This is a genomic window from Candidatus Colwellia aromaticivorans (assembly GCF_003333305.1).
Classification (GTDB): Bacteria; Pseudomonadota; Gammaproteobacteria; order Enterobacterales; family Alteromonadaceae; genus Colwellia; species Colwellia aromaticivorans.
On sequence record NZ_QOLD01000029.1, the window covers coordinates 1 to 2,758 of the forward strand.

General features: G+C 37.4%; 4 protein-coding genes. 2 read left to right on the plus strand and 2 right to left on the minus strand.

Annotated elements, in window-relative coordinates:
* Positions 1–180, minus strand: a 180-nt coding sequence (gene tnpB / locus DWA31_RS04925) for an IS66 family insertion sequence element accessory protein TnpB (RefSeq protein ID WP_210725508.1), incomplete at its 3' end; no start/stop codon positions are given.
* Positions 173–490, minus strand: a complete 318-nt coding sequence (gene tnpA, locus DWA31_RS04930; RefSeq protein ID WP_114324640.1) for an IS66 family insertion sequence element accessory protein TnpA — start codon at positions 488–490, stop codon at positions 173–175. The genes tnpA and tnpB, both read right to left, overlap by 8 nt.
* A 361-nt stretch (positions 491–851) precedes the next feature.
* On the opposite strand from tnpA, the gene DWA31_RS04935 reads away from it, so the two are divergent.
* On the plus strand, positions 852–1,823 hold the full coding sequence (locus tag DWA31_RS04935; RefSeq protein ID WP_114325548.1) for a lipid A deacylase LpxR family protein: 972 nt from the start codon (positions 852–854) through the stop codon (positions 1,821–1,823).
* Between the two features lie 184 nt (positions 1,824–2,007).
* Positions 2,008–2,670 carry a protease HtpX gene (gene htpX / locus DWA31_RS04940; RefSeq protein ID WP_245942490.1) on the plus strand — a complete coding sequence of 221 codons (663 nt, stop codon included), beginning with the start codon at positions 2,008–2,010 and terminating at the stop codon, positions 2,668–2,670.
* Positions 2,671–2,758: the final 88 nt, after the last annotated feature.

The following is a 2,758-nucleotide window of genomic DNA, read 5'->3' on the forward strand; positions in this document are numbered from 1 at the left end:
AGTTTTGTCCCAATAAAGTACCTTCAATTTATCTCGGCCCTTATTGCAAAAAACAAAGACACTGCCCGTGAGAGGTGAAACTTGCATCTGCTGTTCGACAATCACCACTAAACCATTTATCGATTTTCTAAAATCGACAAAATCACGATAAAGAAAAACCTCGGGAACATCACTAAACATCTTCATGCGTTAGCCCATTGAGCAGCTCAGCTATAAAGGCAGGAGAAATATTATGAGGAAATGATAATTCACCAACGGGTAGATTCAGTTTGATGGGATATTCAATGGGCTGAGTGATAATGGTTTGTTTGGTAATAATTTTGGCTTGTATAAAATCAGTACGGTTATTGCCTTTAGCGATAATAGCTTTACGCGCATAAAAATACTTAGTACTTAATTGATACTGGTCACAGAACTTTGGTACTGATAGACCGCTAGTGATTTGTTTCTCTACAAGACATTTCCACTCATCGGAAGTTTTACGGCTCATACATTGCTCCTTTTATTACGTTGAAGCAAGTCTAGGGTTAATGCTTAGCTTAGGATATGTGCATTTGGCGAGACGTTCACGGTGTGTTTCTAGTTTCTGTAAAATTGATCATGATGGCCTATAAATTAAGTCTTACCAATCAAGAGGTATTAAAGGAACTTGTTGAAATTAAAAAGTTACTCAAGACTAAGTCCTAGATAGCTAATTTTAAAGGTAACTCTACAGAGCTGTTGTCTAAGTATGCTTTGTATATAGCCGCTCCAACTGATTTATGTATCTTCAAGTGGATTACATAATCTAAGGAATAATTGTAGTATTCCTTAACTGTTAATCGAGTAATCAACCTAGTAAGGATACATCAATGTTTAAAATCTCGTTTCTTTATTTGGCGTTATTATTTATTCCTTATTCTTATGCGGGGCAATTTCACTTTCAATTAGAAAATGATGTCGCATTCGGTGAGGATGGAAATTACAGTAACGGAATGATTTTGGGCTGGGAAAGTAAACCCGTATTAGGTCATGGTGATCTGGGGTCTTTTCTTGGACAATGGCAAAATAAATTATTACTTCCCCAGAGTTATGCTGAAAAAGCATGGGGATTAAAAATTAGTCAACGTATGTGGACGCCCAATGAAATTAAAATAACAGAGCCACAACCCTATGAACGCCCCTATGCAGGTTTTTTAGAATTAGAGCATCACACAGCATTTTATAGCAGTGAACTCGCTCAAAAAAATTGGTTAAGCATCGGTATTATAGGGCCAGCTTCTGGCACTGAACAATTACAGGGAGCCATACATAAGCTTATAGGCGCAAGCACACCAGAAGGTTGGGCATATCAAGTTGAGAATAAAGCGACCTTCCAATTAGGTTATGAGATAGATTATTTATTATTAAGAAAGGCCGCACCCTTTAATAGTGAGTGGGAAGTGAGTACTTTTAGCCATAACACCCTAGGGAATTTTCGCAGTGACTTAAATGTTGGTTTAACCTTACGTTGGGGGATGGAGTTAGAGAAAACTTTCGGCAGGTTAAGTAGCCATTTTGGGCATGCAGGAAATGAACTTTCTCAGGTAAAACCCCATTCGGTAACCGTTTATACCCGTATGCAAATTGGCTATCGATTTAATGATTTAACCATAGATGGTAATTTACCTTATGACTCTAAAGTTGAGTTTAACCATCAGCAAGCCAGTGCTGTAGTGGGAGCAATATATTATTACTCAGGTGGTGCTGTTACTTGGAGTTATAATTTTTATAACAAAGAGTATCTTACTGATCATAAAGAATGGCATGGATATGGTTTATTGCAATTTAGGTGGGCAATGTAAGCCCAAGCATTCAACTAACACTAGGGTTATAGCACCTCATTAGTCTTAGCCCATCCAATAAATAAAATGTACACATTGTGGTTACTATTTCACACATCAAAAAAGTAAGTTACTCAGTATACTTATATTCTCTTTCAAGCTAACCCGTTTAGATTTGAAGCTAACCTTTACTGTAGGAATGAAGATGAAACGAATATTTCTTTTTTTAATGACCAATATCGCGATTATGTTGGTTTTAAGTGTCACCCTAAGGTTGTTAGGTGTTGATAGTATATTGGCTGAAAATGGATCGGACTTAAATATTCAGTCATTAGTGATACTGTCGGGTGTCATTGGTTTTGGTGGTTCGTTTATTTCGTTGTTTATTTCTAAATGGATGGCGAAACGAATGACAGGCGCTGTGGTTATTAAAGAGCCAGTCAATAATGTTGATAAATGGTTAATTAGTACCGTTGAAAAGCAAGCAAAAATTGTTGGGATAAAAATGCCAGAAGTAGCTATATTCCCTTCTGATCAAATGAATGCATTCGCCACTGGTGCCAGTAAAAACAGTGCCTTAGTTGCTGTGTCACAAGGCTTACTCGATAATATGGCACAAGGTGAAATTGAAGCGGTACTTGGCCATGAAATGAGTCATGTAGCTAATGGCGACATGGTGACATTGACCCTTATTCAAGGTGTGGTGAATACCTTTGTGGTGTTTTTAGCTCGACTTGTTGGCCATGTTGTTGACCGAGTGATATTGAAAAACGAACGTGGTCATGGCATCGGCTATTTTGTTACGGTTATGATTTCACAAGTGGTGTTACCCCCTGTGTCAGGATTGTTGTCGCCTCAATTAATTTAGTAAATAAACAGGGAGCGGTAAGTTAACAACAGTGTACTATCAAAGGCATTCAAGCCAATTTAAAGAAGCAATATTAAATAAACTAAGT